At 74.0% G+C, this 25,589-nt stretch carries 25 protein-coding genes; 22 read left to right on the top strand and 3 right to left on the bottom strand.

Features of this window, described 5'->3' with window-relative positions; all coding sequences use genetic code 11:
• Positions 1-42: 42 nt before the first annotated feature.
• Together AWW66_RS10375 and AWW66_RS35955 are read right to left on the bottom strand one after the other, a co-directional pair.
• Entirely contained in the window at positions 43-780 is a 738-nt protein-coding gene (locus tag AWW66_RS10375) for a GntR family transcriptional regulator (protein ID WP_067363371.1), read from the bottom strand.
• Positions 781-1,174: 394 nt separating this feature from the next.
• Positions 1,175-1,966, bottom strand: coding sequence for a MaoC family dehydratase (locus AWW66_RS35955; protein ID WP_067363368.1), 792 nt, complete (start codon positions 1,964-1,966; stop codon positions 1,175-1,177).
• A gap of 327 nt (positions 1,967-2,293) precedes the next feature.
• On the opposite strand from AWW66_RS35955, the gene AWW66_RS10365 reads away from it, so the two are divergent.
• The 8 genes from AWW66_RS10365 to AWW66_RS10330 all read left to right on the top strand — a co-directional run bounded on the left by AWW66_RS10365 (position 2,294) and on the right by AWW66_RS10330 (position 12,320).
• Positions 2,294-3,238, top strand: coding sequence for an ABC transporter substrate-binding protein (locus AWW66_RS10365; RefSeq protein ID WP_083978376.1), 945 nt, complete (start codon positions 2,294-2,296; stop codon positions 3,236-3,238).
• Positions 3,235-4,131 carry an ABC transporter ATP-binding protein gene (locus AWW66_RS10360; RefSeq protein WP_083978375.1) on the top strand — a complete coding sequence of 299 codons (897 nt, stop codon included), beginning with the start codon at positions 3,235-3,237 and terminating at the stop codon, positions 4,129-4,131. The genes AWW66_RS10365 and AWW66_RS10360 overlap by 4 nt, the downstream gene beginning before the upstream one ends.
• Positions 4,128-4,958: an ABC transporter permease gene (locus AWW66_RS10355; RefSeq protein WP_067363362.1), complete on the top strand. Its 831-nt coding sequence runs from the start codon at positions 4,128-4,130 to the stop codon at positions 4,956-4,958. Before AWW66_RS10360 ends, AWW66_RS10355 begins: the two co-directional genes overlap by 4 nt.
• Positions 4,959-5,023: 65 nt before the next feature.
• Positions 5,024-7,033 (top strand): hydantoinase/oxoprolinase family protein, encoded by a 2,010-nt coding sequence (locus tag AWW66_RS10350; protein WP_067363359.1) that lies wholly within the window; start codon positions 5,024-5,026, stop codon positions 7,031-7,033.
• Positions 7,034-7,037: 4 nt separating this feature from the next.
• A complete protein-coding gene (locus AWW66_RS10345; RefSeq protein ID WP_067363356.1) occupies positions 7,038-8,600 on the top strand; it encodes a class I adenylate-forming enzyme family protein in 1,563 nt (520 codons plus the stop codon).
• Positions 8,600-9,958, top strand: coding sequence for an adenylosuccinate lyase (gene purB, locus AWW66_RS10340; RefSeq protein ID WP_067363353.1), 1,359 nt, complete (start codon positions 8,600-8,602; stop codon positions 9,956-9,958). Before AWW66_RS10345 ends, purB begins: the two co-directional genes overlap by 1 nt.
• Positions 9,955-10,704 carry an enoyl-CoA hydratase/isomerase family protein gene (locus tag AWW66_RS10335; protein ID WP_245648143.1) on the top strand — a complete coding sequence of 250 codons (750 nt, stop codon included), beginning with the start codon at positions 9,955-9,957 and terminating at the stop codon, positions 10,702-10,704. The genes purB and AWW66_RS10335 overlap by 4 nt, the downstream gene beginning before the upstream one ends.
• Complete coding sequence (locus tag AWW66_RS10330; protein ID WP_067363350.1) at positions 10,701-12,320, top strand: thiamine pyrophosphate-binding protein; 1,620 nt, start codon at positions 10,701-10,703, stop codon at positions 12,318-12,320. Before AWW66_RS10335 ends, AWW66_RS10330 begins: the two co-directional genes overlap by 4 nt.
• A 23-nt stretch (positions 12,321-12,343) precedes the next feature.
• Here AWW66_RS10330 and AWW66_RS10325 read toward each other — a convergent pair whose 3' ends face one another.
• Positions 12,344-13,168, bottom strand: coding sequence for an IclR family transcriptional regulator (locus AWW66_RS10325; protein WP_067363347.1), 825 nt, complete (start codon positions 13,166-13,168; stop codon positions 12,344-12,346).
• Positions 13,169-13,351: 183 nt separating this feature from the next.
• Between AWW66_RS10325 and AWW66_RS10320 the strand changes: the two genes are divergently transcribed.
• From AWW66_RS10320 to AWW66_RS33570, 14 genes are all read left to right on the top strand, one after another.
• Complete coding sequence (locus tag AWW66_RS10320) at positions 13,352-15,370, top strand: hydantoinase B/oxoprolinase family protein (protein WP_067363344.1); 2,019 nt, start codon at positions 13,352-13,354, stop codon at positions 15,368-15,370.
• Positions 15,367-16,347: a DODA-type extradiol aromatic ring-opening family dioxygenase gene (locus AWW66_RS10315; protein WP_083978373.1), complete on the top strand. Its 981-nt coding sequence runs from the start codon at positions 15,367-15,369 to the stop codon at positions 16,345-16,347. The genes AWW66_RS10320 and AWW66_RS10315 overlap by 4 nt, the downstream gene beginning before the upstream one ends.
• Positions 16,340-17,179 carry a DODA-type extradiol aromatic ring-opening family dioxygenase gene (locus AWW66_RS10310; protein ID WP_067363341.1) on the top strand — a complete coding sequence of 280 codons (840 nt, stop codon included), beginning with the start codon at positions 16,340-16,342 and terminating at the stop codon, positions 17,177-17,179. Before AWW66_RS10315 ends, AWW66_RS10310 begins: the two co-directional genes overlap by 8 nt.
• A gap of 9 nt (positions 17,180-17,188) precedes the next feature.
• A complete protein-coding gene (locus tag AWW66_RS10305) occupies positions 17,189-17,479 on the top strand; it encodes a BMC domain-containing protein (RefSeq protein WP_067363338.1) in 291 nt (96 codons plus the stop codon).
• Positions 17,480-17,501: 22 nt separating this feature from the next.
• Positions 17,502-17,828, top strand: coding sequence for a BMC domain-containing protein (locus AWW66_RS10300; RefSeq protein WP_067363335.1), 327 nt, complete (start codon positions 17,502-17,504; stop codon positions 17,826-17,828).
• On the top strand, positions 17,828-18,085 hold the full coding sequence (locus AWW66_RS10295) for a EutN/CcmL family microcompartment protein (RefSeq protein ID WP_067363332.1): 258 nt from the start codon (positions 17,828-17,830) through the stop codon (positions 18,083-18,085). The genes AWW66_RS10300 and AWW66_RS10295 overlap by 1 nt, the downstream gene beginning before the upstream one ends.
• 16 nt (positions 18,086-18,101) lie before the next feature.
• Complete coding sequence (locus tag AWW66_RS10290) at positions 18,102-19,610, top strand: 2-hydroxymuconic semialdehyde dehydrogenase (protein WP_067363326.1); 1,509 nt, start codon at positions 18,102-18,104, stop codon at positions 19,608-19,610.
• On the top strand, positions 19,607-20,401 hold the full coding sequence (locus AWW66_RS10285) for a 2-keto-4-pentenoate hydratase (RefSeq protein WP_067363325.1): 795 nt from the start codon (positions 19,607-19,609) through the stop codon (positions 20,399-20,401). The genes AWW66_RS10290 and AWW66_RS10285 overlap by 4 nt, the downstream gene beginning before the upstream one ends.
• Positions 20,398-21,333 carry an acetaldehyde dehydrogenase (acetylating) gene (locus AWW66_RS10280; RefSeq protein WP_067363324.1) on the top strand — a complete coding sequence of 312 codons (936 nt, stop codon included), beginning with the start codon at positions 20,398-20,400 and terminating at the stop codon, positions 21,331-21,333. Before AWW66_RS10285 ends, AWW66_RS10280 begins: the two co-directional genes overlap by 4 nt.
• Complete coding sequence (gene dmpG, locus AWW66_RS10275) at positions 21,330-22,373, top strand: 4-hydroxy-2-oxovalerate aldolase (protein WP_067363321.1); 1,044 nt, start codon at positions 21,330-21,332, stop codon at positions 22,371-22,373. Before AWW66_RS10280 ends, dmpG begins: the two co-directional genes overlap by 4 nt.
• Complete coding sequence (locus tag AWW66_RS10270; RefSeq protein WP_067363318.1) at positions 22,370-23,101, top strand: 2-keto-4-pentenoate hydratase; 732 nt, start codon at positions 22,370-22,372, stop codon at positions 23,099-23,101. The genes dmpG and AWW66_RS10270 overlap by 4 nt, the downstream gene beginning before the upstream one ends.
• 134 nt (positions 23,102-23,235) lie before the next feature.
• The gene (locus AWW66_RS10265) at positions 23,236-23,649 is read left to right on the top strand and encodes a RidA family protein (RefSeq protein WP_067363452.1); all 414 of its coding nucleotides are present in this window, start codon (positions 23,236-23,238) and stop codon (positions 23,647-23,649) included.
• A gap of 223 nt (positions 23,650-23,872) precedes the next feature.
• Positions 23,873-25,201 (top strand): MFS transporter, encoded by a 1,329-nt coding sequence (locus AWW66_RS10260; protein ID WP_067363449.1) that lies wholly within the window; start codon positions 23,873-23,875, stop codon positions 25,199-25,201.
• Positions 25,202-25,349: 148 nt separating this feature from the next.
• Positions 25,350-25,508: a hypothetical protein gene (locus AWW66_RS33570; RefSeq protein WP_157527341.1), complete on the top strand. Its 159-nt coding sequence runs from the start codon at positions 25,350-25,352 to the stop codon at positions 25,506-25,508.
• Positions 25,509-25,589: the final 81 nt, after the last annotated feature.

Here is a 25,589-nt window from a genome sequence, read left to right as displayed (position 1 = left end):
GTCGGGCCCGGCGGTGTGGAGGGGGTGGGGTGGGGGTGTCGGTCAGTGGCCGGCGGCGCCCTGCGGGAGGCACAGGCGGGGCTGGGCCGCCGCCCAGCGGCTGCGCTGGTCGGCCATGACGCCACCGACCAGGTAGACGTGGTGGATGACCTGCTCGGAGATGGTGGTGGCGTCGCCGCCGCGCACCGCGTCGAGCAGGATCCGGTGCGACTCGGCGATGTCCTGCACGCCGAGCGTCGGGCCGACCATGTTCAGCCACATCCGGAACAGCACGTGCTGCTCGTCCCAGGCCTTCAGGATCCGGGGCAGTCCGCACGGCTGGCACAGGGCGCGGTGGAACCGGTAGTCGAGGTCGGCGATGCGGCGGATGTCGCCGGCGACCGACGCCTCGTGCATCTGGTCGATCAGGTCTTCCAGACCGGCCACGTCGGACGGTCGCAGGCGGGGTGAGGCCTGCTGGTACGCCAGCGTCTCCAGCAGCGTGCGGATCATGTGCAGTTCACGGACGTCGTCCTCGGTGAGCTGCACGACGCGGGTGGTCCGCGCGGACTCCTCGACGAGCAGGCCGTCCCGCTTGAGCAGCCAGATCGCCTCGCGCAGCGGGGCCCGGCTGACGCCGAGCTGCCGGGCCAGCGCCTCCTCCACGACCCGGGTGCCCGGCGGCAGCGTGCCGTCGAGGATCGCCGCCCGCAGCACGTCGTACGTCGACTCGCTCAGCACGACCTTCTGGGGCACGCGCAGCGTGGCGACGGACGGAGCGGGTTCGGCTGGCTTGACCATGCGACAACCTTCCGGAGGGGGCTCCCGGACTTGGTGAAGTCCGGCGACTTATCGTCGACGGTGTACGGTAGACGGAAACGTAGCCGTAACATGAGTCACCGTCAAGAGGTCGGGCGCGGACATCTTCACCGGCAAAACCGCTGGTAGACGCAGTGTGAGCGAGTGGGCGACGCAGTGAAGCCCTCGGATTGCGACACGCGGATGTAACACGGACGTGACGGCGGTGGTGGTCGGCGACAGACCCTCGGTCCGGTGCGGACGGCCACCGAACGGGCGGCCGGCCGGTCGGTGGCCGTCCGCGACGCGCGGTGTCCGCGCGGGTGCCGGAGCCGGCCGCGCCGGCGCCGGCCGGCGGGCGGGCGGGCGGGGTCGCCCCGCCCGCCGACCGGACCGGTCAGCGCAGGTCGAGGACGCCCCGGTCCAGGACGGGCCGGCCCCGGCCGTCGACCGCCTGGAAGAGCGCGCCGGCCGGGCGGTGCCAGACCAGCACCGTGAGGGTGTCGCCGGGGAACAGCGGCGCGCTGAACCGGGCGCTGACCCGCCGGACCCGGTCGGGGTCGCCCTCGGCGACGGTGTGCAGCAGGGTCCGGGCGGCGAAACCGTACGTGCACAGTCCATGCAGGACGGGTCCGGGCAGGCCGGCGCGGGCGGCCACCACGGGATCGGAGTGCAGTGGGTTCCGGTCGCCGTTGAGCCGGTACAGCAGGGCCTGGTCGAGGCGGATCGGGTGGTGGGCGGTGTGGTCCGGGGGTCGGGCCGGCCGCCGCCAGTCGGACACCGGTGCGCGCCGGCCGCCGAAACCGCCGGCGCCGATGACGAACATGGTCCGCTCGACGGTGGCCAGCGGGCTGCCGTCGGCGTCGTGGATCTCGGACCGGTGGTGCAGCAGGGCGCCGCTGCTCTGGTCGTGGACGGCGGTGACGGTGGCGGTGGTGCGGGCCCGGCCGGCGGGGGTGAGCGGCCGGTGCAGGGTCAGCGTCTCCCCGGCGTGCCGGACGGTGGCCGGGTCGCCGAGGTGCGGCGGGTCAGCGGCGAGCAGGGTGGCGAAGGTCGGCAGGACGGCGTGCCGGTGGCCGGTGGAGTTCTCGGTGGTGAACCGGAGTTCGTCGGCGGGGTCGGCCTGCCCGGCGCCGACGCCGAGGGCGTAGAGGAGGGTGTCGGCCGGGGTCCAGGACCGCTCGGTCACCGTCGGGGCGTAACGGTCCGGTGAAAAGAGTCGGGACGTGACCGGGCTGTCGCCACGTTCCGTAGCCGCCTCGGAGGGCGTGGGAGTGGGCTGCGAATTCGGATTCGCCGTACCAAGGGGGTTGTTCAGGTACTTCATGGTTGTTGCCTCCTCCACGGGTGGTGAGGGAGATGGGGAGACCCGGGCGAGTCTGCCTACTCTCTGTGTCGAGGGGTGGGGTCGTGTGGCTCTTGACCTGTGAACTGGCTCGCAGTAGCGTCCCACATTAAGCAACCGAGACCACAATATGAGCCGCGCAAGTCTGGGGTAGCCATGAGAATGCGAGCGATGCGGGCCGCAGCCGCAGCCCTGCTGATGACCGTCGCCGTGGCGGCGTGCGCCGAGAACCAGTCCCCGGGGGAGTCCGGCGGGGACGGCGCCCCCTCCGTCGCCGTGACCTTCGGCGTCGGCGTCGATCCGGCCTACTCGCCCATCTACCTGGCCGACCAGGAGAAGCTGTTCCAGCAGGCCGGTCTCGACGTCACCGTCACCCAGTACCAGGAGGGCACCGGCGGCCTCGACGCGATCCTGGCCAAGCAGGGCCAGGTCACCGCCAGCACCGAGTCGAGCCTGCTCAACCGGGCCACCCGGGGCGACATCCGGGGTCTCGCGGTCTTCTCCCAGTCGCCGAACTTCATCAAGCTGGTCGCCCGGTCCGGCATCACCGACGTCGCCGGCATCAAGAAGTACGGCGTCGTCCCCGGCACGGTGAACGAGTACGCCACCAACAAGGTGCTCGACAGCCGCAACATCAGCCGGGACTCCGTCGAGTTCGTCAACGCCTCGCCCGCCGAGATGCCGGCGCTGCTGCAACGCGGCGACGTCGACGGCTACATCATGTGGGAGCCGTGGCCCTCGCGCGGCGTCGGCAACGGCGGCACGATCCTGCTGACCAGCGGCGAGATCGGCTACGTCTACAACCTGGTGATCGGCGTCGACGGCGCCTGGTACGAGGCGAACCAGGAGACGGCCAAGAAGGTCGTCGCCACCATCGGCCAGGCGTGCGAGCAGCTCACCGCGGACCCGGCCAAGGCCGGCACGGTGACCGAAGCCGCGATCAAGGTACCGGCGGCCGAGGCACAGACCCTCCTGGAGGGGGTGCAGTGCCAGGTCCGTGACTTCACCGACGAGGACATCCAGCGCTACGACGAGATCGCCCAGTTCCAGCAGGACAGCGGGATCGTCACGCAGAAGGCCGACGCGGCGAGCGTCATGGTCAGGGGAGTGGCGTGACCGGCGCCGGCTCCCCGGTCTCCGTCCGGGACGTCGACATCCGGTTCGGTGACTTCGTGGCGGTCCACCAGGCGAACCTGGACATCGCCGCCGGGGAGTTCGTCTGCCTGCTCGGGCCGAGCGGCTGCGGCAAGTCCACGCTGCTCAACGCGATCGCCGGCTTCGTCACCCCGGCCGGTGGGGAGGTGACCTGCGCGGGGGCGCGGGTCACCGGCCCGGACGTCTCGCGCGGCGTGGTGTTCCAGAGCGCCGAGGCGCTCTTCCCCTGGCTGACCGTCCGGCAGAACGTCGACTTCGGGCCCCGGATGCGCGGCGTCGGCAAGGCGCAGCGGGCCGCCGCCGTGGACCAGTACCTGGCCATGGTCGGGCTCGGCCACAGCGCCGACCGGTTCCCGGGCCAACTGTCCGGCGGCATGCGCCAGCGGGCGCAGTTGGCCCGGGTCCTGGCCAACGAGCCGTCGGTCGTCCTGATGGACGAACCGTTCGGCGCGCTGGACGCGCAGACCCGGCTGGTGATGCAGGTCGAACTCGACCGGATCTGGCGGGAGACCGGAGCGACGATCGTCTTCGTCACGCACGACATCGGCGAGGCGATCCTGCTCGGCGACCGCATCGTCACGATGACCGCCGGCCCGTCGGCGGCGATCAAGAACGTCTACCCGTGCGACCTGCCCCGGCCCCGGGACCTCACCGATCCGGCGAGCGCCGCGCTCTTCCGCCGACTGCGCGAGGACATCGGCGCCGAGGTGGCCCGCACCCTGCGGGCCCAGGGCCTGGACGACGGGCACGACGGCCGCCGCACCGACGGGCCCGACATCCCGGCGGGCGGCGACCCCGGGCGGTCCGCCACCGGTGCCGGGCCCACCGGCGGGGACAGGAAGGCACTGCGATGAGCGTGGACGTGCGTACCGTTCCGGAGCAGGTCGGCCGGGCCCGCCCCGGCCCGGCCCGCCGGCGCAGGAGCCGGCCCCGGCTGACCCGGGTCGGGCTGTCGGTCCTGTCGGTGGTGCTCGGCATCGCCCTCTGGGACCTGGTCAGCCGCAACTACACGGCGTTCTTCCTGCCCTCGCCGATGCTCACCTGGCAGGGCGCGGTCGAACTGGTCCGCGACGGCACGCTGTGGAGTTCGGTCAGCGCCTCGTCGACCCGGATCCTGACCGGCTGGGCGCTCGGCGTCGTGATCGGCGTACCGGTCGGGCTGCTGATGGGGTGCGTGCCGTGGCTGCGGCTGATGCTGGACCCGTACATCCAGTTCTTCCGGTTCGTGCCGCCGATCGCCTTCGTGACGCTGGCGATCATCTGGCTCGGTCCGGGTGAGGCGTCGAAGGTCGCCCTGATCTTCTACACCACCGTCTTCATCGTGGCGCTGAACACCCTCGCCGGGGTCCTCTCCGTCGACGAGCTGCGGCTGCGGGCGGCCCGGGCGCTCGGCGCCAGCCCGGCCCGCACCCTGGTCTCGGTGGTGCTGCCCTCCACCGTGCCGCACGTGGTGACCGGTGCCCGGCTGGCCATGGGCAACTCGTTCCTGACGATCGTCTCCGCCGAGATCGTGGCGGCGCAGAGCGGCCTCGGATCGCTGATCTGGACCGCCCGCAACTACGCCAAGACCGAGTGGGTCTTCGTCGGCATCATCGCCCTCGGCCTGCTCGGCTACCTCTTCGACTGGATCCTGCGGGCCGTCACCAGCAGGAGCCTGCGCCGCTACGGCGTCACCTTCTAGCCCGCCCCGGCGGGCCGGCCCGGCCGCCCGCGACCAGCGCGCCCACCACTACCGAAAGGCTCGCCATGCTGTGCATCGGCGTCGACATCGGTGGCACCTTCACCGACATCATCGTGTACGAGCCGGCCACCGCCCGGCTCGCCGAGGCCAAGACCCTGTCCACCCCGGACGACCCCGCCGAGGCCATCTTCGAGGGGCTGGCCAAGCTCGGCGTCCGCCTCGACGAGGTCGACCGCTTCGTCCACGGCACCACCCGGGTCACCAATGCGCTGCTGGAGGGCTCCGGCGAGCCGGTCAGCGTGGTCGCCACCGAGGGCTTCCGCGACGTGCTCGAGATGGGGCTGGGACACCGGCCGCAGCTCTACAGCGTCAAGGAGACGGGGCGTGCACCACTGGCCCCGCGCCGGCTGCGGCACGTGCTGCGGGAGCGCATCGGCGCCGACGGGAGCGTGGTCCGGTCGCTGGACCCGGCCGACCTGGACGCCGTGCTGGACCGGGTGGCCGCCGCCGGGCCGACCGCCGTCGCGGTGTGCCTGCTGCACTCGTACCGCAACCCGGCGCACGAGCGGGCCGCGGCCTCCCGGCTCGCCGAGCGGTACCCCGGCCTGGTCTGCACGATCTCCTCCGACGTGGTGCCGGAGCAGGGCGAGTACGAGCGGTTCGCGACCACCGTGCTCAACGCCAGCGTCCGCTCCACGGTCGCCGACTACCTGCGCGGGCTCGGCACCGCGCTCGCGGCCGGCGGCTACGCCCACCCGCTGTCGATCATGACTAGCAGCGGCGGGGTCGTCTCCACCGACGAGGCCGGCCGGCTGCCGATCAACCTGGCCCTGTCCGGTCCGGCCGGCGGGGTCGCCGCCAGCGTCCACGTCGCCGGCCTGGCCGGCTACCCCAACGTGATCACCTGTGACATCGGCGGCACCAGCACCGACGTCTGCCTGATCAAGAACGGCGCCCCGTTGATGACCAACGACGGGACGATCGCCGGGTACCCGAACCGCACCTTCCAGGTCGAGATCAACACGATCGGCGCCGGCGGTGGCTCGATCGCCTGGCGGGACGTCGGCGGTGAGCTGCGGATCGGGCCGCGCAGCGCCGGGTCGACCCCCGGCCCGGCCGCCTACGGCCGGGGCGGCACCGAGCCGACCACCACCGACGCGCACCTGGTCGTCGGCCACCTCGACCCGCAGGAGAGCCTCGGCGGCGAGGTCCGGCTCGACGTCGACGCCGCCCGCGCCGCCGTCGGCCGGCTCGCCGCCGAGTTCGGCCTCGACGACCTGGAACTCGCGCACGGCATCCTCACCATCGCCACGGTCAAGATGACCAGCGCGATCAAGGAGATCTCGGTCGCCTGCGGCCACGACCCCCGCGACTTCGTGCTGATGCCGTTCGGCGGCGCCGGCCCGATGCACGCCACCGCGCTCGCCGACGAACTCGGCATCCGCCGGGTCCTGGTGCCGCCGGTGCCCGGCAACTTCTCCGCGCTCGGGTTCGTCACCGCCCAGGCCCGGCACGACTACGTGCGGACCGTGCTGGTGCCGGCCGACGAGGCCGGGCTGGCGGCGGTGCGCGCCGTCGTCGCCGACCTGCGCGACGCGGCGCGGGCGCAGCTCAAGGCGGAGGACGGCGTCGAACCCGACCAGGTCACGTTCGCCCTGTCGGTCGGCATGCGGTTCCGGGGCCAGAGCTTCGACCTGGCCGTCCCCGTGGCCGACCTGCCGGCGACCACCGAGGAGCTGGTGGCGGCGTTCCACGCCGCCTACGCCGAACGGTACGCCTACGCCCGCTCCGGGCACCCGGTCGAGATCGTCAACTGCCGGCTGACCGCCTTCGGGCCCCGGCCCGCCGTGCGGTTCACCGCCCGGGCCGGCGGCGCGCCGGAGCCGGACCGGACCCGGATCTACGGTCCGGCCGGCTGGGTCGACGCCACCGTCTGGCGCCGCGCCGACCTGGCCCCCGGCGCTACGGTGCCCGGCCCGGCGGTGGTGCGGGAGAACGGCAGCACCACCGTCGTCGGCGCCGGCTGGACCGCCGGCGTCGACGGCCACGGAAACCTGCTGCTCGTCCGGGAGTGACCAGGTGACCCCACCCGCCCTCGACGCCCTCGTCCTGGACCGCGCCGCCCGGCAGCCGGACCGGCCCCTCTACGCGTTCGACGAGGTGGCCGGCCCGGTGTCGGTCGGTGAGTTCGCCGACCTCGCCGGCCGGGGCGCGGCCGTGCTCGCCGCCCTCGGCGTGGGCCCCGGCGACCGGATCGCGGTGTGGGCCGAGAATGGGCTCGGCTGGCTGGTCCTGCTCGCCGCCGCGGCATGGCGGGGCGCCGCGCTGGTGACCCTGCACCCCGGCCTGACCGTCCCGGAGCTGACCGCGGCCCTGGCCCGCAGCGCCCCCCGCCGGCTCTTCGTCGCCGACCGGGTCCGCGACCGCGACGGCCGGGCCACCGCCGCGCAGGCCGTCGCCGGGCTGCCGGCCGACGCCCGACCGGCCGGCTGGCACGGCTACGGCAACGACCTGTCCGACCTGCCCGGCTGGACCGGCCCCGTGCCGGCTCCGGCCGGGCATCCGGACGCCGCCCTGAACATCCAGTTCACGTCGGGCTCCACCGGCCCGGCGAAGATGGTCTCGCTCAGCGCCCGCAACCTGATCGCCAACGCGCAGTGGACGGCCGCCGCCGCCGGGCTCGGGCCCGAGGACCGGATCGCCTCCCCGCTGCCCCTGGCGCACGCCGCCGGCCTCGGCAGCGGCGCGGTCCTGTCCCTGGTCACCGGCGCGTTGTGGGTGTCGGCGCGCCGGTTCCGCTCCGAACCGGTGCTGGCGCAGATCGCCCGGCACCGGTGCACCGTGGTGCAGGCCGTACCGACGATGGCGACGATGCTCGCCGACCGGGTCGAGGCCGACCCGGACCGGTTCGACCTGTCGGCGCTGCGGGTCGGGTTCCTCGGTGGCGCCCCGTGCGCCCCGGCGCTGCTGGCCCGGACCCGGCGGGTGCTCGGGCTGGACCGGATCGCGGTGGTCTACGGCCAGACCGAGGCCGGTCCGACGATCAGCGTCGACCCGGGTGACGGCCGCTGCGGCCCGCCCGGCGGCACCGTCGGCCGGATCGTGCCGGCCCTGTCCGCCCTGGTGGTCGCCCCCGGCACCCGGACCCCGCTGCCCGCCGGCGAGCCCGGCGAGCTGCTCGTGCGGGGCGAGTCGGTGACCGTCGGCTACCTCGACGACCCGGCCGCCACCGCGGCGGCGATCACCGCCGACGGCTGGCTGCGCACCGGTGACCTCGGCGCGCTCGACGCCGACCGGGTCTTCACCCTCACCGGCCGGGTCAAGGAGCTGATCATCCGGGGTGGCGAGAACGTCAGCCCGGCGGAGGTGGAGGCGGCGCTGCTCGACGACCCGGCCGTCGCCCAGGTCTGCGTCCTCGGGGTGCCGTCGCCGCGCTGGGGCGAGGAGGTCGGCGCGCTCGTCGTCACCGCCCCGGGCGCCGTACCCGACCCGGAGCGGCTCGCCGGGCTCGCCGCCGCCCGGCTCGCCCGGCACAAGGTGCCGACGCTCGTCCGGACGGTACCGGCCCTGCCGCTGCTGCCGTCCGGCAAGGTCGACCGGCGGGCGGCGCTCGGTCTGCTCACCGGTGAGGGGGAGCGCTGATGCAGCTCGGATCGTGTTTCCTGGACTCGCTGACCGTCACCAGCTTCTTCGGCAACGCCGAGATGCGTGGGGTCTTCAACGACCGGCAGCTCATGCAGTCCTGGCTCGACGTCGAGGCGGCCCTGGCCCGCGCCCAGGCGGGCCTCGGCATCATCCCGTCGGCGGCGGCCCAGGCGATCAGCGACACGGCCCGGCTCGACCGGCTCGACACCACCGTGCTCGCCGCCGACGCCGCCGACACCGTGCATCCGCTGGTGCCGCTGGTACGGGCGCTGACCGCCGCCTGCCCCGGCGACGCCGGCCGGTACGTGCACCTCGGCGCGACCACCCAGGACGTGATGGACACCGGGTTCGTGCTGCGGGCCCGGGCCGGCCTGGACATCGTCGCGCGTCAGGTCGACGAGCTGGTGCGCATCCTGCGCCGGCTCGCGCTGCGGCACCGCACCACGCCGATGCCGGCCCGCACGCACGGGCAGCAGGCGCTGCCGACCACCTTCGGGCTGCGCTGCGCGGTGTGGCAGAGCGAGCTGCAACGGCACCGGTCCCGGCTGGCCCAGATGCGTGGCCGGCTGCTGGTGACCAGCATGGGCGGGGCCGCCGGCACGATGGCCGGGTACGGGCCGCAGGCGTTCGCGGTCGAACGCGCCGTCGCCGCCGACCTCGGCCTCGGCGTGGCCGACACCCCGTGGCACGCCACCTCGGACCGGTTCGCCGAGTGCCTGATGGTCCTCGGGCTGGTCGCCGCCAGCGCCGAGAAGCTGGCCCGGGAGATCTACTTCCTCGGCCGCACCGAGGTCGGCGAGGCGTACGAGCCGCAGCGGGCCACCCAGGTCGGCAGCAGCACCATGCCGCACAAGCGCAACCCGATCCGGTGCGAGGCGGTCATCGCCGCCGCCGGCACGCTGCGCGCCCAGGTGCCGCTGGCGTTGCAGACCATGGTCGCCCAGGACGACCGGGACATGGGCGTCGGCATGACGCTGTGGAAGCTGCTGCCGGAGTGCTTCATCCTCGTCGGCGGCGCGCTGGAACGGCTGGTGGAGGTCTTCGGCGACCTCGGCGTCAACCCGGACCGGATGCGGGCCAACCTGGACCTCACCGGCGGCCTGGTCCTCTCCGAGGCGGTCATGCTGCGCCTGGCCGGCCCGCTCGGCCGCGAGCAGGCCCACCACCTGGTGATGCGGATCGTCCGCGACAGCCTGGAGCAGGGCCGGCCGTTCGCCGAGGTGCTGCGCGCCGACCCGCAGGTGGCCGCCGCCCTGCCCGACGCCGACCTGGCCGGGCTGCTCGACCCGCTGTCCTACGTCGGCCACGCCGCCGCGCTGGTCGACCGGGCCCTACTCACCTCGGAGTCGCCATGACCGACGAGCAGTCCGTGCTGCTGCACCGCACCGGGCGGCTGGCCCGGGTGACCCTCAACCGGCCGCACCGGCGCAACAGTTTCGACCTGGCGATGCTCGCCCGGTTCGAGGACGTCCTGCACGACCTGGGCCGGGACCACGACGTCGAGGTCGTGGTGCTCACCGGCGCGGGTACGGCGTTCTGCGCCGGCACCGACCTGCACGAGCTGGCCGGCCTGGACGCCGGGACCACCATGCACGTCCAGCGGCGCACCGCCGAGCTGGTGGAGCGCTGGTACCGGCTGGAGCAGACCACGGTCACCGCCTTCAACGGCCCGGCGATCGGTTCCGGGGCCGTGCTGGGGCTCGCCAGCGACCTGCGGGTGGCCGCCGACCCGGCGTTCTTCACCTTCCCCGAGGTGACCTTCGGCATCCCGTTGACCTGGAGCGGCATGGCGATCCTCGCCGACCTGGTGGGTGCCGACCTGGCCAAGCGGTGGCTGCTGCTCGGCGAGCGGATCGACCCGGCCGAGATGCTCGCCCTGCGCCTGGTCACCCGGGTGGTCGACGGGGACGGGCTGCCGGCGGCCGTCACCGGCGTCGTCGACCGGCTGCTGGCCACCTCGGCGGTGGGCCGGTCGATGACCAAGCGGGCGGCCCGGCTGGCCGGTCCACGGTTCGACGCCGTCGCCACCGACTCCTACCTCGGCGCGCTGAGCGTGGCGCTGCGCCCGCCCGGCGACTACCTCGACCGGGGTGCCCGGTGAGGGTCTTCGAGGCGATCGCCGACGCCGTCGTGGCGCACGGTGTCGACACCGTCTTCGGCCTGCTCGGTGACGCCAACATGGTCCTGGTCGCGGACCTGGTCGAGCGGCACGGCGTCCGCTTCGTCGCGGCCCGCAACGAGAACGCCGCGGTGATGATGGCCGACGGGTACGCCCGGACGACCGGCCGGTGCGCGGTGGCCACGGTCACCCAGGGGCCGGGGCTGGCGGTGGCCGGGGCCGCGTTGACGATCGCCCGGCAGGCCCGTACCCCGCTGGTGCTGGTCGCCGGGGACACCCCGCCCAGCGACCCGTGGCACGTGCAGAGCTTCGACCAGCAGCCGTACGCCCTGGCCACGGCGGGCACGTTCCGGCCGGTGACCACCGCCGGGACCGCCGTGCGCGACGTCGGGCGGGCGTTCCGGGCGGCCCGGGAGCTGCCCGGCCCGGTGGTGCTGAACGTGCCGATCGACCTGCAGGACGAGCCGGTGCCGGCCGTCCCGGCCGCCGCGCCACCGGTGGTGCCCCGTCCGCCGCGTCCGCTCGTCCCGGATCCCGCCGCCGTGGCGGCGCTCGCCGGGCGGCTGCGGTCGGCGCGGCGGCCGGTGCTGCTCGCCGGCCGGGGCGCCGAGCCGGCCGCCGACGCGCTCCGGGACCTGGCCGACCGGGCCGACGCCCTGCTCGCCACCACCCTGATGGCCGCCGGGCTGTTCACCGGCCACCCGTACGACCTCGGGGTGGCCGGCGGGCTGGCCCGGCCGCTGACCCGGCGGGTGCTGGCCGGGGCGGACCTGGTGGTCACCTTCGGCGCCGGCCTGAACCGGTGGACGGCCGACCACGGCGTCCTCTTCCCGGACGCGACGGTGGTCAGCGTCGACGTCGACCCGGCCGCCATCGGCGCCCGGTGGCCGGTGGCCGCCGGGGTGGTCGGTGACGCCGGTGAGACCGCGCGGGCGGTGTCGGCGCTGCTGGCCCCGGTGTCGCGGCCGGACTGGCGCAGCCCGGACCTGGCCGCCGCGCTGGCGGCGGCGGACCCCTTCGCCGAGCTGCCCGTCGAGCCCTCGGCGGACGCGATCGACCCCCGGGCCCTGATGCGGATCTGCGCCGACCGGCTGCCGCGTGGGCGGACCACCGTCGTCGGCGTCGGGCACTTCGGCGGCTGGCCGAACCTGCTGCTCGACTCGGCCGCCACCGACCGCTCGTTCGTCGCGCCGTGGGAGTTCGGCAGCATCGGCGTCGGGCTGCCGTTCGCGGTCGGCGCCGCCGTCGGCCGCCCCGACCGGCCGGTGGTCGCCTTCGAGGGCGACGGCAGCCTGCTCACCGGACTCGGTGAACTCGACACCCTGGCCCGGGTCGGCGCGCCGGTGCTGCTGGTGGTCCTCGACGACGCCGCGTACGGGGCGGAGGTGCGCAAGCTCGCCCCGCGCGGGGTGGACCCGGACCTGGCCCGGTTCCCCGGCCGGGACCTCGCCGCCGTGGCCCGCGCGCTCGGGGTGCCGGCGTGGACGGTCACCGACGAGGCGGGCGCGCGGGCGGCGTTCGACGCGGTGCTGCCGCTGACCGGCCCGGCGGTGCTGCACGTGCGGGTCCGCCCCGACGTGGTGCAGGAGCGGTTTTGACCGGCCCGCAGGCGTGGATCGGCTCAGTCGCCCCAGACCTCACCGAAGCCGTACCCGAGCTGCCGGGACAGCTCGTCGGCGGTCCGGCGGGCGGCGGCGGCCAGCTCCGCCACCCGGTCCCCGTCGAGCCGGAAGATCGGGCCGGAGACGCTGATGGCGGCCGCGACCCGGCCGTGCCGGTCGTGGACCGGGGCGGCCACGACCCGCAGCCCCTCCTCGCTCTCCTGGTCGTTGAGCGCCCAGCCCTGCTCGCGGACGGTCGCCATCCGGGCGACGAACGTGTCGAGGTCGGTGATCGTGTGGCCGGTCAGGGCGGTGAACGGCGCGGTGGCCAGGGTGGCCCGCAGCGCGTCGTCGTCCTGCTCGATCAGCAGGGCCTTGCCGGCCGCGCTGCACCACAGCGGGATGCGCCGGCCGAGCCGGGAGACGAGTTGCAGGTTGCGGGTGCCCTGCACGACGTGGATCGAGATCGCGTCGAGGCCCTCCAGGACCGACAGGTTGACGCTCTCGCCCTCCTCCTCGGCCAGCCGGTGCACCAGCGGGCGGGCGATGGTGTGCAGGTCGAGCCCGGCGAGGTACCGCGCGCCGAGCTCGAAGACGGCGACGCCGAGCCGGTAGTTGCCGTTCTCCTCGTTGCGCTGGAGGAAGCCGGCGTCGGCCAGCGCGCGGAACAGCCGGCTGGCGGTCGACTTGTGCAGGCCGAGTTCGCGGCTGACGTCGCTGACCTTGCGTTCGGCGTCGGTGCCGCGGAAGGCGAGCAGCACGCCGAGCGCGCGGTCCAGCGCCTGCGTGCCGGACTCGCGGGGAGCCGGCCCGTCGTCCGGGGCGGTGTCAGTGGCATACGACATCTTGCTTCCCACCTTCTCGGTTGCTAGGTTTCACAATATAACCCTAGGACCACAATATGGTCCACCCGCCGACGGTCCACCCGCCGACGGCTCATCGACAGCAGGCCCACCGACAGGTGGTCCACCCCAGGATGGTCCGTTCTCCCGCCACCGGGATCGAGCCGGAACCAGTGAGGCATCCGCATGACTGTGAACCCGATCGACCTGGAAGTCGTCACCGAAGGTCTCATCTCGATCGTCCGGGAGATGCGACAGACGATCTTCCGTACGGCGCACTCGCCGGTGATCGCCGACGCACAGGACTTCTCGTGCGCGCTGTTCGACCCGCAGGGACAGATGGTCGCCCAGGGCCGGGACATGCCCGGCCACGTCATCGCCATGCCGGCCTCGGTCGCCGAGATCTTCGCCGACTTCGCCGAGGAGATGCGCCCCGGTGACCTCTACATCGTCAACGACCCCTACCGGGGCGGCAGCCACCTCAACGACGTCACGCTGATCAGCCCGGTCTTCGTCGACGGGCAGCTCTTCCTCTTCCCCTGCGTACGCATGCACTGGGCGGACATCGGCGGCATGACCCCGGGCAGCGTCTCCGGCCAGGCCACCGAGATCCTCCAGGAGGGGCTGCGGATCCCCCCGATCAAGCTGATCGAACAGGGCCGGCCCAACCGCGCCGCGTACGACATCGTCTTCGCCAACGTCCGGATGGCCGACGAACGCCGTGGCGACCTCGAGTCCAGCGTCGCCGCCTGCCACACCGCCGAGCGCCGGCTGCGCGAACTCGTCGCCCGGCACGGCACCGCCCTGGTCCGCGAGTGCGTCGCCGCCAACATGGACCGCACCGAGCAGCGGCTGCGCGACATGATCCGGGCGCTGCCCGACGGCGCCTACCACTACGAGGACTACCTCGACCTCTACACCGACGGCCGGTACGACCCGGCCATCGTCCGCTGCCGGCTCACCGTCGACGGCGACGAGATCGACGCCGACTTCCGGGGCTCGTCGACCCAGGTCGCCGCCGTCGTCAACTCCTCCCGGGCGATGACCGTCGCCGGCGTCTTCATCGCCGTCAAGTCGGCCCTCGACCCCGGTGGGCTGGTCAACCACGGCGCCTTCCGCCCGCTGCGGGTGCACACCGAGCCCGGCACCGTCGTGCACGTCAGCTACCCCGCCCCGGCCAACGCGCACAGCGAGGTCCGCAAGCGGGTCATCTCCGCCGTGATGGCCGCCCTCAGCCAGGTGGCGCCCGACCTCGTCGCCGCCGACCAGTTCGGCACCACCTTCCAGAACCTCATCGGCGGTGTCGACGAGCACACCGGACGGCCCTACCTCTACTACGACTACCCGGCCGGCGGCAACGGTGGGTTCCTCGAGTCCGACGGCCCCAGCGCGATGAACCCCGTCGACCTCGGCGACATCTCGACCATCCAGTCCGTCGAACGGCTGGAGACCGAGATCCCGATCCTCATCGACGCCTGTGAGCTGCGCACCGGCTCCTGCGGTGACGGCGCCCGCCGGGGCGGGCTCGGCAGCCGCCGCGAGACCCGCCTGCTGGCCAGCGGCGGCGCGTACTCGGTGCAGACCGACCGGACCACCGTCCCGCCGTACGGGCTGCGGCACGGCGGCCCCGGCGCACCCACCGTCACCCACGTCCGCCGGGCCGACGGCGAGCGCGTCGACTTCGCCACCCCCGGCAAGGTCGCCGGCTTCCCGATGCGCGCCGGCGACGTCCTGGTGATGGAGTCCGCCGGCGGTGGCGGCTGGGGCGACCCGCTGGACCGGGCACCCGAGGCCGTCGCCGAGGACGTGACCCAGGAGTACCTGACCGCCGCCGCCGCCCGGGACCGCTACGGCGTCGTCCTCGACCCGGCCGGACGGGTCGACCCGGCCGCGACCGCCGCCACCCGCCAACGGCTGCGCGACCAACGGCGCTGGCTGCGCACCACCGTCACCACCCAGCCGGCCTACACCGGGCAGCGCGGCCGGCGGCGGCTGGCCTACGTCGCCCCCGGCAGCGGCCTCGCCGAGGACACCCTCGTCGAGGTGCACGGCGGACACCCGGCCCCGCTGCGGGCCTGGATCCGGCACGACGCGGCGCTGGCCGCGGACGAACTCGCCCTCGACGACGACGGGCTGCAGATTCTCGGCACCGCCCCGCAGGACCGCTCCCACGTGCGGGTGCTCGCCGGGGGAGGACGGTCATGAGCAGAGTCTTCCGGGTGCCGCTGGCCCCGACCCGTGGCGGCGCCACCACCGCGCCGCGCACCCCGGCGCCGGCCCCGGCGCCGACGCGGCCCGGCATCGTCGCCGGCTGCCTCAGCCCGCACCCGCCCCACCTGATCTACGGGGAGAACCCGCCGCAGAACGAGCCCCGCTCCACCGGCGGCTGGGAGACCCTGCGCTGGGCGTACGAGCGGCTGCGCGCCCGCATCCGCGACGTGCACAAGCCGGACGTGCTCATCGTGCACGCCCCGCACTGGATCACGATGGTCGGCCACCACGTCAACTGCGTCCCGAACCCACGCGGCCTCTCCGTCGAGCCGATCTTCCCGCACCTGTTCCGCTACCGGTACGACTTCCGGACCGACGTCGAACTCGGTGAGGCGATCGCCGAGGAGGCCAGCGGTCTGGGCCTGGTCACCCGCACCCTGCGCGACCCCCGGGTCCGCGTCGACTACGCCACCATCGGCGCCCTGCACCTGGCCAACCCGGCCTGGGACATCCCGGTGGTCTCCCTGTCGGCCAACAACAACCCGTACTTCTACTCCGACGCCTCGCTGACCGAGATGGAGGTCCTCGGCGAGGCCACCCGCCTGGCCGTCGAGGCCACCGGCCGCCGGGCCGTGCTGCTGGCCTCCAACTCCCTGTCCCACCTGCACTGGCACGAGGAGCCGGAGCTGCCCGAGGACATGGAACGGGAACACCCGTACAACAACCACCAGTACCGGTGGGACATGAAACTGCTCGAGGCGATCCGGCGCGGCCCCACCGCGCCGCTGCGCGACCTGATCCCCGAACACATCGAGGCGACCGCCTCCGAGACCAAGGCCGGCAGCCTCACCTGGATGCTCGCCGCGATGGGCTGGCCCAAGGTCGCCGGCGACGTGCTCGGCTACGGCACGATCATCGGCACCGGCAACGCGATCGTGGAGTGGCTGCCCGAGGGGAGCCACCATGGCTGACCGGACCGGAATCGTCGCCGGGGCGCTCCTGCCCGGCATGCCGCACCTGCTCGCCGAGCACCCCGCGCCGAGCTGGTCGGCGCTGGCCGGGGCGGCCCGCGACGTCGGCGCCCGGCTGCGTCGCCTCGAACCCGACGTGGTGCTGCTGCTGTCGACGCAGTGGTTCACCGTCCTCGGCCACCAGTTCCAGTGCGACCCCAACCCGCGCGGCGAGCACGTCGACGAGAACTGGTACGCCTACGACTACGGGCTGCTCGACTACGACCTGCGCTTCGACGTCGACTTCACCGAACGCTGGGCCGACCGGGTCCAGGCCGGCGGGATGCAGGCCCGCCGGACCCGGTACGACGGGTTCCCGATCGACACCGGCACCATCGTCACCTCCGCGCTGCTCGACCCGGACCGCAGGCTGCGGTGGGCCCAGGTCTCCTGCAACCTGTACGCCGACGCCGACACCCTCGCCGACGTGGGCCGCGCCGGTGCCGCCGCCGCCCGCGACGCGGGCCTGCGCGCCGCCGTCGTCGTGGTGACCGGGATGTCCTCCGGCCTCATCCAGCAGTGGATCGAACCCGGCCAGGACCGCATCGGCGAGCCGGGCCACGACCAGTGGAACACCCGCGTCCTCGACCTGCTCACCGCCGGCAAGGTCGACGAGGTCCTCGCCGTCCGGGAGGACTTCGCCCGGCAGGCGCAGGCCGACAGCCAGTTCCGCGCCCTCGCGTTCGCCGCCGGCGCCGAGGCGACCACCGGGCCGGCGCACCTGCACGCGTACGGCCCGATCTGGGGCACCGGCGCCGCCGTCCTGTCCTGGAACCTGCCCGACCACCCCTAAGGAGAAACCATGCGGAACACCGCCGTGGGCTTCGTCGAGGCCGAAGGCTTCACCCCCATCTTCGACGCCGTCGACGCGATGGTGAAGGCCACCGAGGTCGAGGTGACCAAGGTCGTCCGGCTCGGCGGCGGCATCGTCGCCGTCGCCGTCCGGGGCGACCTGGCCACCGTCGAGGAGGCCGTCGACATCGGTGAGGAGACCGCGCGCGCCAAGAGCCGCTCGGTGCGCTCCATCGTCTTCGCGAGCCCCTGCGACGCCGTCAGCGCGCTGGCGGCCGACCCCCAACTCGTCGGCAACTGACAGCCGGTAAGGAGAACCAGACATGTCGTCCGACATCGCGATCGGAATCGTCGAGACCCGTGGCGTGGTGGCCCTCTCGGCGGGCATCGAAGCCATGATCAAGACCGCCGACGTCCGGTGCGTCGGCGTCGAGCGGGTCACCAGCGGCTACCTCGCCGTCGCCGTCCGGGGCACCCTCGCCGCCGTCCGGCAGGCCGTCGCGGCCGGCGAGGCCGCCATCCGCGCCCACGGCGACCTGCGCAGCTCGCAGGTGTACCCGAAGCCCCACCCGACCACCGCCGCGCTGCTCGACAACCCGGACACCGCCCGGATCCGCGAGGTCATGGCCGGCCTGCGGGGAGAGGGCTGATGGTCCTCGGCGAGGTCGTCGGCAAGGTGTGGGCGGACCGCATCCTGACCCCGCTCCAGGGCCGGCGCCTCGTGCTGGTCCGGGTCCGGCCCGACGGCCCCGACCTGGTGGCCGTCGACCCGCTGAACGTCGGCGTCGGCACCACCGTCCTGGTCGTCACCGACGAGGCGGCGGCCGCGGTCACCGGTGAGGCCACCGTCGACGCGGCCGTGGTCGCCCTGGTCGCCGACGCGGACGTCGCACCCACCACCACCTGACCGGGAGGTACCCATCATGACCGGGCTCTGGTCCCCGACCCTGCTCGCCGGCCGGCCGGACGGCGAGCCGACCGTGCTGCCGAACTACGTCGGCGGCCGGTTCGACACCTCCGGCCACCGGTTCGCCAAACGCTCCCCGGTCACCGGGGAGACCATCCGGTACGTGGCCGAGGCCGACGAGTCCATCGTCGACGCCGCCGTCGGCGCGGCGCGGGCCGCGGTGCGGGGCCCGTGGGGTCGGATGGGGGAGCGGGAACGGGCCGCGGTGCTGTACCGGGTGGCCGACGAACTGGAGCGCCGCTACGACGACCTGGTGGCGGCGGAGGTCGGCGACACCGGCAAGTCCATCTCCCAGGCCCGGACGCTGGACATCCCCCGGGGCGCGGCCAACTTCCGGGCGTTCGCGGAGATCGTGTCGACGACGCCGACGGAGTCGTTCACGACCGTCACCCCGGCCGGCGGCCGGGCGCTCAACTACGCGGTACGCAAGCCGGTGGGCGTGGTGGCGGTGATCGTGCCGTGGAACCTGCCGCTGCTGCTGCTGACCTGGAAGGTGGCGCCGGCGCTGGCCTGCGGCAACGCGGTGGTGGTGAAGCCGTCGGAGGAGACCCCGTCGTCGGCGACGCTGCTGGCGGAGGTGATGGCGGCGGCCGGGGTGCCCGACGGGGTCTTCAACGTCGTGCACGGCTTCGGGCCGGGGTCGGCGGGGGAGTTCCTGACCCGGCACCCGGGGGTGGACGCGATCACGTTCACCGGGGAGTCGGCGACCGGCGGGGCGATCATGCGGGCGGCGGCCGACGGGGTGAAGGCGGTCTCGTTCGAGCTGGGCGGGAAGAACGCCGGCCTGGTCTTCGCCGACGCCGACCTGGACGCCGCCGTCGAGGGCTCGGTGCGCTCCAGCTTCACCAACGGCGGCCAGGTGTGCCTGTGCACGGAACGGCTGTACGTGCAGCGGCCGGTCTTCGACGAGTTCGTGGCCCGGCTGGCGGCCCGCGCGGACGAGCTGGCGTACGGGTGGCCCGCCGACGAGGCCACCGGCACCATGCCGCTGATCTCGCACCAGCACCGGGAGAAGGTGCTGGGCTACCACGACCTGGCCCGCGCCGAGGGCGCGACGGTGCTGGCCGGCGGGGGAGTGCCGGTGTTCGGAGACGGCCGCGACGGTGGCGCGTACGTGCGGCCCACGGTCTGGACCGGGCTGGGGCCGGCCGCCCGGGTCAACCGGGAGGAGGTCTTCGGGCCGGTCTGCCACGTCGCGCCCTTCGACGACGAGGACGAGGCGTTCGCCCTCGCCAACGACAGCGAGTACGGCCTGGCCGCCACGGTGTGGACCCGCGACGTCGGCCGGGCGCACCGGGCCGGGCAGCGGCTCGACGCCGGGATCGTGTGGGTGAACACCTGGTTCCTGCGGGACCTGCGCACCCCGTTCGGCGGGGTGAAGGCGTCCGGCGTCGGCCGGGAGGGCGGCACCCACTCACTGGACTTCTATTCGGAACTCACCAACGTCTGTGTGGATCTCTCATGACTGATGTGGCTCGGGCGGCGGACCTGCTGCGCGCGGCGTACGAGACCCGGACGCCGGTCGCGCCGGTGCGGGGTGACCTGGTACCCGTCGGGGACGTCGACACCGCGTACGCCGTGCAGCAGGCGCAGGTCGCCGACTGGGTGGCGGCCGGCCGGCGTCGGGTCGGCGCGAAGATCGGGTTGACGTCGGCCGCGGTGCAGCAGGCGTTCGGGGTCTACCAGCCGGACTTCGGGGTGCTCTTCGCCGACATGGCGGTCCCCGACGGCGAGGAGGTCGACCTGGGTCGGCTGCTGCAACCGAGGGTGGAGGCCGAGGTCGCGTTCGTGCTCGGCGCCGACCTGCCGCACGAGCGGGTGACGGTGGTCGACGTGGTCCGCGCCACCGACCACCTGCTGCCCGCCATCGAGGTGGTGGACTCGCGGATCGCCGGCTGGGACATCTCGATCGTGGACACGGTCGCCGACAACGCCTCGTCCGGTCTGTTCGTGCTCGGCAACCGACCGCGCCGGCTGGCCGACGTGGACCTGCGGCTGGCCGGCATGGTGCTGGACCACGCCGGTGAGCCGGTGTCGGTCGGTGCCGGCGCGGCGTGCCTGGGCAACCCGGTGCACGCCGTCGCGTGGCTCGCCGGCACCCTCGCCGCCGCCGGCACCCCGCTGACCGCCGGTGACGTGGTGCTGTCGGGGGCGCTCGGCCCGATGGTGCCGGTCACCGCCGGGGCGGGATACGAGGCGCGGATCTCCGGCCTGGGATCGGTCCGGGTCTGCTTCGGCGCGAAGGAGGAGGCGTGAGCACGGGTGTGGCGGTGATCGGGTCGGGCAACATCGGCACCGACCTGATGATCAAGGTGTTGCGGCTGTCGGAGTCGTTGCGGATGGTGGCGATGGTCGGTGTCGACCCGGCCTCCGACGGACTCGCGCGGGCCCGCCGGCTCGGCGTGGCCACCACCGCCGAGGGCATCGACGGGCTGCTGGCGATGCCGGAGTTCGCCGACGTGCGGGTGGTCTTCGACGCCACGTCGGCCGGCGCGCACCGTCGGCACGCGGCCCTGCTGCGCGAACACGGCCGGCTGGTGGTGGACCTGACCCCGGCCGCCGTCGGGCCGTACGTGGTGCCGCCGGTCAACCTCGACGAGCACCTCGGCGCGCCGAACGTGAACATGGTGACCTGCGGCGGCCAGGCCACCGTGCCCGTCGTCGCCGCGGTCGGGCGGGTGACCCCGGTGGCGTACGGGGAGATCGTGGCCTCGATCGCGTCCCGGTCGGCGGGGCCGGGGACCCGGGCGAACATCGACGAGTTCACCGAGACGACGGCGCGGGCGATCGAGGTGGTCGGCGGCGCCGGCCGGGGCAAGGCCATCATCGTGCTCAACCCGGCCGACCCGCCGCTGCTGATGCGCGACACCGTGTACTGCCTCTGCCCCGACCGGGACCTCGACCGCGACGCCGTCGCCGCCTCGGTCGAGACGATGGTCGCCACCGTCGCCGGGTACGTCCCCGGCTACCGGCTCAAGCAGCGGGTGCAGTTCGACGACGTGTCCGGGCACGTGCCGGCCCTGGGCCGGGACTTCACCGGGGTGCAGGTGTCGGTCTTCCTGGAGGTCTCCGGGGCTGGGCACTACCTGCCGGCGTACGCCGGGAACCTGGACATCATGACGTCGGCCGCGCTGCGGACCGCGGAGCGGATGGTGGCGTCGCGGGCGGAGCGGGAGGCGTTGGCATGACGTTGTACATCCAGGACGTGACCCTGCGGGACGGGATGCACGCCGTCCGGCACCAGTTCACCGTCGAGCAGGTCCGGTCCATCGCCGCCGCCCTGGACGCGGCGGGGGTCGCCGCGATCGAGGTCGCGCACGGCGACGGCCTGGCCGGCTCCAGCGTCACCTACGGCCACGGCGCCGCGTCCGACGCGGACTGGATCGCCGCCGCCGCCGAGGCGGTCACCGACGCCCGGCTGACCACGCTGCTGCTGCCCGGCATCGGCACGATCGCGGACCTGAAGGCCGCCCGCGACCTCGGGGTGACCAGCGTCCGCGTCGCCACGCACTGCACGGAGGCGGACATCTCGGCGCAGCACATCGGCTGGGCCCGGGAGAACGGCATGGACGTCTCCGGGTTCCTGATGATGTCGCACATGAGCGATCCCGCGAGCCTGGCCGCGCAGGCGAAGCTGATGGAGTCCTACGGCGCGCACTGCGTGTACGTCACCGACTCCGGCGGCCGGCTGCTGATGCGCGACGTCGCCGACCGGGTCGACGCGTACCGGCAGGTCCTCGACGCCGACACCCAGATCGGCATCCACGCCCACCACAACCTGTCCCTCGGCGTGGCGAACAGCGTCGTCGCCGTCGAACACGGCACCACCCGGGTCGACGCGTCCCTGGCCGGGCACGGCGCCGGCGCCGGCAACGCGCCCCTGGAGGTCTTCGTCGCCGTCGCCGAACTCCACGGCTGGGAGCACGGCTGCGACGTGTTCGCCCTGATGGACGCCGCCGAGGAGCTGGTCCGGCCGGTGCAGGACCGGCCGGTGCGCGTCGACCGGGAGACCCTGACCCTCGGCTACGCCGGGGTGTACTCGAGCTTCCTGCGGCACGCCGAACGGGCCTCGGAGCGGTACGGGGTCGACGTCCGCTCGATCCTGGTCGAGCTGGGCCGCCGCCGGATGGTCGGCGGGCAGGAGGACATGATCGTCGACGTCGCCCTCGACCTGGCCGCCACCACCGGCGGACAGGACCAGCGCACCACCACCGGAGAGGCCCGATGACCAGCACCGACCAGATCGCCGTCCGCCTCGACGCGGCGGCGACCAGCCGTACCGCGATCCCGCAGTTCGCCGCCGAGACCGGGCTGGACGTGCCCACCGCGTACCGGGTGCAGGAGGCCGTGGTCGCCCACCGTACGGGACGCGGCGAACGTCTCGTCGGGGTGAAGCTGGGGCTGACCAGCCGGGCCAAGATGACGCAGATGGGCGTCGACGAGGTCATCTGGGGTCGGCTCACCGACGCCATGCACCTGCCCGACGGCGGCACGCTCCGCCTCGCCGACCACATCCACCCGAAGGCCGAACCGGAGGTCGCCTTCCGCGTCGAGGGGGGCGCCATCGCGGCGGTCGCGCCGGCGCTGGAGGTCATCGACTCCCGCTACGTCGACTTCCGCTTCACCCTGCCCGAGGTGATCGCCGACAACACCTCGGCGAGCGGCTACGTCGTCGGCGCCTGGCAGCCGGTGCCGGACGGGATCGACAACCTCGGGGTGCTGCTGGAGGTCGACGGGCGCACCGTCCAGGTCGGCTCGACCGCCGCCATCCTCGGTGACCCGCGCCGGGTCCTGCCCGAGGCGGTCCGGCTGGCCGGCGCCAGCGGCGTCGACCTGACCGACGGCGCGATCCTGCTCGCCGGGGCGGCGACGGCCGCCGTGCCGCTGCGGGCCGGGGCCCACGTGCGGGCGACCGTCGAGAAGCTCGGCACCGTCTCCCTGCGGGTCGCGCCGTGACCGGCACCACCGCCGGGGGCGACGCCGTGACCGGTGGCGACGCGGGCGGCGTGGCGGCCGGTGGCGGCGCGGCGGGCGGCGGGGCAGCGGACGGCGGCGGGGCAGCGGACGGCGGCGGCGCGGCGGGCGGCGGGGTGGGCGGCGGGGTGGTGGCCGGCAAGGCCACCCCGCGCGGCCGGTTCCCGCACGTCCGGGTCGCCGGGGACCTGGTCTTCGTCTCCGGCACGTCCAGCCGCCGGCCCGACAACACCATCGCCGGCGCCTCCGTCGACCCGATGGGCACCACCGACCTCGACATCCGGGTCCAGACGCGGGCCGTCATCGAGAACATCCGCGACATCCTGCACGCCGTCGACGCCGACCTGACCGACCTCGTCCAGGTCACCACCTACCTGGTGAGCATGAACGACTTCGGCGGCTACAACGAGGTCTACGCCGAGTTCTTCGACGAGACCGGACCCACCCGCACCACCGTCGCGGTCCACCAACTGCCGCACCCGCACCTGCTCATCGAGATCCAGGCGGTCGCCCGGCGCGGGCCGCGCTGACGGCCGGCCCGGGAATCCGCAGGAATCGCGCCTGCGACACTTCTGCGACGCCGTTCCCGGGTACGTGCGGCCATTGTTCACGTGCGGCCGTTGTTCACCTGCGGTCACTGTTCACGTGCGGCCGTTGTTCTCTTGCCCTGCCGGTGCAATAGCGGCGTTGTCGCAATCGGGTCACACGGATATGGTCGGGTTCCTCGATCGTGTGCGGAAGGCCGCTGATCCCGTGCGTGAACTGCTGCGTAACCCGTCCTACCGGTGGCTGTTCGCCGCTCAGGTGATCGCACTGGTCGGCACCGGCCTGGCGACGGTGGCGCTCGGGCTGCTCGCGTACGACCTCGCCGACGTACGGGCCGGGGAGATCCTCGGTACGGTGCTCGCGATCAAGATGGTCGCGTACGTGTGCGTCTCCCCGCTGGCCGGGGCGTGGGCCGGCCGGGTGCCCCGCCGCCTGCTGCTGGTCGGCGCGGACGTGGTCCGGATCGGGGTCGTCCTCCTGCTGCCCTGGGTCGGCGAGGTCTGGCAGGTGTACCTGCTGATCGCCGTGCTCCAGGCCGCGTCGGCCACCTTCACGCCCACCTTCCAGTCCGTCCTCCCGGATGTCCTGCCGAACGAGGAGGACTACACGAAGGCGCTGTCCGCGTCCCAGTTCGCCGTGTCCCTGGAAAATGTCGCCAGCCCGGTTCTCGCCGCATTCCTGCTGCTGTTCGTGGATTTCCACCTCCTCTTCGTGGGAACTGCGGCCGGATTCCTGGTGTCGGCGGTTCTCGTGCTCGGCGTCGTCATTCCGGCCGTGCGTGGCGGCGGTTCCGGCCGATTCACCGACCGGGTGCTCGCCGGGCTGCGGGTGGTCGTGGCCACGCCCCGGCTCCGGGCGGTCCTGGCCCTGAACATGGTGGTCGCCGGCGCGGGCGCGATCACCCTGGTCAACACGGTCAACGTGGTACGGGACCTGCTCGGCGCCACCGCGGCGCAGGTACCGCTCCTGCTCGCCGTCTCCGGGGTCGGGACGGCCACCGCGGCGCTCGCCACGCCGTCGCTGGTCCGCCGGGTCGGGGATCGGGTCTCGATGCTGACCGGGGTCGCCGTGGCCGTGGCCGCGGTCTCGGGGGCGCTGGCCCTCGCGGCGGTGCCGTCGTGGCCGCTGGCGGTCGGGGTGTGGCTGCTCATCGGTCTCGGCACCGGGTTGATCATGGTGCCGATCGGGCGGGTGGTCCGCTCGTCGTCCACCGCCGCCGACCGGCCGGCCGTCTTCGCGGCGCAGTTCTCGTTGTCCCACCTCTGCTGGCTGGTCACCTATCCGCTGGCCGGCTGGGTGGGGGCGGCGGCCGGCTTCACCACGGCGTGGGCGGTCCTCGGGGCGCTGGTGCTCGCGGCCGGGCTCACCGCCCGCCGCCTCTGGCCGGCCGGACTCAGCGAGGTCGTCCGGCACCGGCACCACGCCGGCGCCGACCCGGGGCACCTCACCCGGGCCGAGTGGGACGGCGCGACCTGGGTGCACAGCCACCGCGTCGTCATCGACGCCAACCACACCCGCTGGCCCCGTCCCGCCTGACATCCTGCGGCGGGTCCGGCCGGGCGGGGCCGACCGCCTGGTCGGGCGTCGGCCCGGCACCGGACGGGTTTGCCCCCGGGGGAGCCGGGAAGGCGTGCTCCGACTGGCGTGGGGGCCGCCCGCGCCACCGTCGCCGGGGAGGGTCGACATGGGTAACCGGGACAGCCTGCACGACCTGCGTCAGCAGGCCCACGACGCGGGGATCGAGGGCAACTCCAAGATGACCGAGGAGCAACTGCGCGAGGCGTTGCGGCGGGTCGGCAAGGGGGAGCAGCCCCAGATGGCCAAGCAGAACGCCCGGCGGTGACGCGCGCGGGCGGTGCCGACGCCGTCCTGGCCCGGCACCGCCCGTGCGGCGGTGCCGCCGGCTCACCGGTGGACGGCGTCG

This window comes from Micromonospora rosaria (assembly GCF_001567585.1).
GTDB classification, from domain to species: Bacteria; Actinomycetota; Actinomycetes; order Mycobacteriales; family Micromonosporaceae; genus Micromonospora; species Micromonospora rosaria.
Note: the sequence above shows the minus strand (reverse complement) of the source record. Positions and strands in the feature narration are given on the sequence as shown.

Excerpts from the sequence above, each read along its gene's own strand:
- AWW66_RS10375 (WP_067363371.1), bottom strand. The coding sequence starts at position 780 with ATGGTCAAGCCAGCCGAACCCGCTCCGTCCGTCGCCACGCTGCGCGTG.
- AWW66_RS10365 (WP_083978376.1), top strand. The coding sequence starts at position 2,294 with ATGCGGGCCGCAGCCGCAGCCCTGCTGATGACCGTCGCCGTGGCGGCG.
- AWW66_RS10355 (WP_067363362.1), top strand. The coding sequence starts at position 4,128 with ATGAGCGTGGACGTGCGTACCGTTCCGGAGCAGGTCGGCCGGGCCCGC.
- AWW66_RS10350 (WP_067363359.1), top strand. The coding sequence starts at position 5,024 with ATGCTGTGCATCGGCGTCGACATCGGTGGCACCTTCACCGACATCATC.
- purB (WP_067363353.1), top strand. The coding sequence starts at position 8,600 with ATGCAGCTCGGATCGTGTTTCCTGGACTCGCTGACCGTCACCAGCTTC.
- AWW66_RS10335 (WP_245648143.1), top strand. The coding sequence starts at position 9,955 with ATGACCGACGAGCAGTCCGTGCTGCTGCACCGCACCGGGCGGCTGGCC.
- AWW66_RS10325 (WP_067363347.1), bottom strand. The coding sequence starts at position 13,168 with ATGTCGTATGCCACTGACACCGCCCCGGACGACGGGCCGGCTCCCCGC.
- AWW66_RS10320 (WP_067363344.1), top strand. The coding sequence starts at position 13,352 with ATGACTGTGAACCCGATCGACCTGGAAGTCGTCACCGAAGGTCTCATC.
- AWW66_RS10315 (WP_083978373.1), top strand. The coding sequence starts at position 15,367 with ATGAGCAGAGTCTTCCGGGTGCCGCTGGCCCCGACCCGTGGCGGCGCC.
- AWW66_RS10310 (WP_067363341.1), top strand. The coding sequence starts at position 16,340 with ATGGCTGACCGGACCGGAATCGTCGCCGGGGCGCTCCTGCCCGGCATG.
- AWW66_RS10305 (WP_067363338.1), top strand. The coding sequence starts at position 17,189 with ATGCGGAACACCGCCGTGGGCTTCGTCGAGGCCGAAGGCTTCACCCCC.
- AWW66_RS10300 (WP_067363335.1), top strand. The coding sequence starts at position 17,502 with ATGTCGTCCGACATCGCGATCGGAATCGTCGAGACCCGTGGCGTGGTG.
- AWW66_RS10295 (WP_067363332.1), top strand. The coding sequence starts at position 17,828 with ATGGTCCTCGGCGAGGTCGTCGGCAAGGTGTGGGCGGACCGCATCCTG.
- AWW66_RS10290 (WP_067363326.1), top strand. The coding sequence starts at position 18,102 with ATGACCGGGCTCTGGTCCCCGACCCTGCTCGCCGGCCGGCCGGACGGC.
- AWW66_RS10285 (WP_067363325.1), top strand. The coding sequence starts at position 19,607 with ATGACTGATGTGGCTCGGGCGGCGGACCTGCTGCGCGCGGCGTACGAG.
- dmpG (WP_067363321.1), top strand. The coding sequence starts at position 21,330 with ATGACGTTGTACATCCAGGACGTGACCCTGCGGGACGGGATGCACGCC.
- AWW66_RS10270 (WP_067363318.1), top strand. The coding sequence starts at position 22,370 with ATGACCAGCACCGACCAGATCGCCGTCCGCCTCGACGCGGCGGCGACC.
- AWW66_RS33570 (WP_157527341.1), top strand. The coding sequence starts at position 25,350 with ATGGGTAACCGGGACAGCCTGCACGACCTGCGTCAGCAGGCCCACGAC.